The sequence below is a fragment of the Vibrio genomosp. F10 str. 9ZD137 genome (assembly GCF_049974785.1).
In the GTDB taxonomy this organism is placed as follows: domain Bacteria; phylum Pseudomonadota; class Gammaproteobacteria; order Enterobacterales; family Vibrionaceae; genus Vibrio.
Genome location: NZ_JBNGCJ010000653.1, coordinates 1 through 3,546, shown reverse-complemented (window position 1 = coordinate 3,546; position 3,546 = coordinate 1). Strand labels below are relative to the sequence as shown.

Below are 3,546 nucleotides of genomic sequence, written 5' to 3'. Positions count from 1 at the left end.
TGTTCTTATCTTGTTGTTCTTATCCTATTTTCTGTTTTGGCTCACAGAACCCACAGTAAAGTCAGGGAAATAATACTATGGTCTAACGACATACACTTCTGAAGCGTATCGAACAGTGCTAGTCTTTATTTAAAGTTAGCGCTAAAAGGATATAGCATGAAGTTTCCTTACAAAAACATTGTAATCTTAACGGGGGCGGGCATATCTGCTGAGTCCGGAATTAAAACATTCAGAACTCAAGATGGCCTGTGGGAAAATCACCGCATTGAAGATGTGGCTACGCCTGAAGGCTTTCAAAAAGATCCCGACCTTGTACAAGACTTCTATAATCAACGACGTAAAAAACTTCAATCTGATGCTATCAGCCCCAACGCTGCACATATAGCGCTCGGTAAACTTGAAAGAGAGTTAGAAGGCACCGTCACGATCATTACTCAAAATATTGATAACCTCCATGAAAAAGGCGGGAGCAAAAACATTATCCACATGCATGGGGAGCTTTTAAAGTCTCGCTGTAGTGAATCAAACCAAGTTATTGAACACACTGGTGATATTCAGACTGGAGACTTGTGCCACTGTTGCCAAATCCCCGCTCAGATGCGACCACATATCGTTTGGTTTGGCGAGATGCCGCTTAGAATGGGGGATATTTATTCCGCTCTAGAACAAACCGATCTTTTCATTTCTATTGGTACGTCAGGCGTTGTTTACCCGGCGGCTGGATTTGTTCACGATGCAAAAATGCACGGGGCGCATTCAATCGAGATTAATCTAGAACCGAGTGCAGTGGAAAGTGAATTTGCAGAGAAGCGTTATGGTAAAGCCAGTGTAGAAGTGCCTAAACTTGTAGAAGAGCTGCTTACGCTGGAGAGCCAAAAGTCAGCCTAACGTGAGCTTCAGGAGCAATCAGTTAACCTTTTGATTTGAGCGCTCATCATACTGAGCGTTTTTTCTTTTTCATTTTGTACATGGCCAAGTCAGCCTGGTTTAACGCCTGCTCCATGTTGTCTAATGTTGTCGTTTCAAACCCATAACTGAATGTTATAGGTTCGCCTTTCAAAACTCGAATGACAGAGTCCACATACTCCTGAGCTCTTCCAGGGTCTACAATCACGACAAACTCATCACCGCCGATTCGAAATGCTTTTTCTCCACGGTGTTTGGCATTAAGCAATGCTTGAGAAAACCGAATAATGAGTAAGTCACCGACAGCATGACCTTTGGTATCGTTTACGGATTTTAAGTCATTGATATCAAGATAGACGATATCGAATTCAGGTTTTGAGATAGCGTTAAGTTTCTTTCGATTATAAAGACCCGTTAACTCATCAATAGTATTCTCATAATAGACTTTGTTAAGAAGGCGAGTTACACCAATCGCTATTATCAAATATGAAATCTGAAGAATCCCATCTTCTAAGAATGTATCGATGAGTTCATACTTATCAGCGAGTTCACCTAGGACTTTGATTTCGGTGATAACATCATAAAACATATTGAATACCAGCATGAGCAAGCCTATTTTCAATATGCGATTGGAGTGAAGAACTTTTCTAGAAATAAAATAGATATAAGCCGTGATGAAGAGAGAGTTGCTTTCAAAGATAAAGTCGTAGTGAGAATCAACTTCGACTAAATGGCTGAGCATTTTCATAGAAATTGAAACTAAAAGCATAAATGTGATTAAAACCAGTGCACTAGAGTGCCTTATTTCATATTTGATTGCCTATTTCCTTATTGAAAAAAAGTGTCTCGAATAGATTTTATGAATCATTACTCGAGACACCTCACTGCTTAGTTGCCTACTTTGAGACGTTGGAAGTACTCTTCATAAAGTGCACTTGCTTCACCAACTTCGTCTTGCCATACGCCAGAGTCCATAATGTGTTGCGGTGGGAAAATGCTTGGATCATTAGCAAACTCGGTTGGTAACAATGGATAAGCGGTCTTTACAGGGGTTGGGTAACCGATCTCTAAAGCGATCTTCGCGGCGTTTTCTGGGCGTAAAAGAAAATCGATCATCTTGTGCGCAGCCTCTGTATTTTTAGCCCCTGTAGGGATCGCTAAGCTGTCCATCCAGAAAATAGCGCCTTTCTCTGGCCACACAATATCGATGGAAGCCCCTTCCTGGCGTGCCATGTAAGCAGAGCCATTCCACAACATGCCTAAAGAAACCTCGCCAGCAAGGTATGGGTTGGCAGGGAAATCCGAATTGAACACCAACACATTTGGCATTAGCTTACGTAACTCTTGATAGGCTTGTTCAATTTCTTCAGGGTTAGTCGTATTCGGTGAATAGCCTAACTTCGTTAATGCTATATGAAAGACTTCACGAGAGTCGTCCATTAGCATAAGTTGACCTTCCCATTTGCTGTCCCAAAAGTCTCCCCATTTTGTTAGTGAGCTGCCATCCAGCATATCTGTATTCACACCAATGCCCGTCGCGCCCCAAATATAAGGAATAGAGTAGGTGTTACCAGGATCGAAAGGTTTGTTTAGATAATTAGGGTCGAGGTCCGCAAAGTGAGAGAGTTTGGTCTTATCAATCTCTTGCAGCATGTTTTCTTTATGCATTTTTGAAACAAAATACGTCGATGGAACAACTAAGTCATAACCGGAACCCTGCGTTTTTAACTTGGCGTACATACTCTCGTTAGACTCGTACGTCGAGTAAATCACCTTGATACCCGTTTCTTCGGTGAAACTTTCTAGTACATCAGCAGGGATGTATTCAGACCAATTATAAAAATACAGCTCTTTGTCGTCAGCGAAGACTGATTGAGAGAATAAAGTAGCGGCAAATAGTGCTGCGACGCTTAGTTTTGTTTTCATTTTACATCCATCTTATGTTGCGTACTTAACGTGAAATGCCTGTATAACAAGCATAGGGTAAGTTTAGAAAAAAGATCGCATATTTCAAGGATATGCCAACAAATAATTAGCCCATTTCTAGGGCGTGTTGTGTTACGAAATATGCCTGATATCCATATAAGTATTCTTTATTGCTGTGCTGTCAATCTGTCTTTGCCTACCCATTGAGAGAGCAAGACTAAAAACAACGAAACGACGAGCATAATAGTGGCGAGTGCGTTCACTTCAGGAGAAATGCCCACCTTAACCATAGAATAAATTTTGAGTGGCAGTATTTCATAGCTTGGACCTGTCACAAAAGAACTGATGATTACGTCATCCAACGAGAGTGTAAAACTCAATAACCAACCTGCGGCAATAGCGGGCTTGGCAATGGGTAGAATGATTTTTTTCAAGATCGTCCATTCACTTGCGCCAAGATCTTTAGCGGCTTCGAGCATTTTCACATCAAAGCCTTTTAGGCGGCTGTATACGGTGACAACCACAAAAGGCAAACAAAATGTAATATGTGCGATCAGTAAAGTTAAAAATCCAAGCTGCACGCCGAAGAGTAGAAACAAGGCAAGCAATGAAATTGCCATCACGATATCTGGAGACATCATGACAATAAAAAGCATGCCATTGACGGCGGGCTTTCCTTTGAATTGATACCGAAAAGATCGGAAGAGCGGGTCA

Annotated in this window: 4 protein-coding genes; 1 reads left to right on the top strand and 3 read right to left on the bottom strand. The window is 41.5% G+C overall.

Going from position 1 to position 3,546, the window contains the following annotated elements:
• Positions 1–156: 156 nt before the first annotated feature.
• Positions 157–888 (top strand): Sir2 family NAD+-dependent deacetylase, encoded by a 732-nt coding sequence (gene cobB, locus ACP45E_RS15880; protein ID WP_017034286.1) that lies wholly within the window; start codon positions 157–159, stop codon positions 886–888.
• Positions 889–934: 46 nt separating this feature from the next.
• Here cobB and ACP45E_RS15875 read toward each other — a convergent pair whose 3' ends face one another.
• From ACP45E_RS15875 to ACP45E_RS15865, 3 genes are all read right to left on the bottom strand, one after another.
• Positions 935–1,675: a GGDEF domain-containing protein gene (locus ACP45E_RS15875; RefSeq protein WP_017038593.1), complete on the bottom strand. Its 741-nt coding sequence runs from the start codon at positions 1,673–1,675 to the stop codon at positions 935–937.
• Between the two features lie 119 nt (positions 1,676–1,794).
• Positions 1,795–2,832, bottom strand: a complete 1,038-nt coding sequence (locus tag ACP45E_RS15870) for an extracellular solute-binding protein (RefSeq protein ID WP_017038594.1) — start codon at positions 2,830–2,832, stop codon at positions 1,795–1,797.
• A gap of 167 nt (positions 2,833–2,999) precedes the next feature.
• A partial coding sequence (locus tag ACP45E_RS15865) for an ABC transporter permease subunit (RefSeq protein ID WP_069585221.1) occupies positions 3,000–3,546 on the bottom strand: 547 nt, incomplete at its 5' end.

Excerpts from the sequence above, each read along its gene's own strand:
- ACP45E_RS15875 (WP_017038593.1), bottom strand. The coding sequence starts at position 1,675 with ATGCTTTTAGTTTCAATTTCTATGAAAATGCTCAGCCATTTAGTCGAA.
- ACP45E_RS15870 (WP_017038594.1), bottom strand. The coding sequence starts at position 2,832 with ATGAAAACAAAACTAAGCGTCGCAGCACTATTTGCCGCTACTTTATTC.
- cobB (WP_017034286.1), top strand. The coding sequence starts at position 157 with ATGAAGTTTCCTTACAAAAACATTGTAATCTTAACGGGGGCGGGCATA.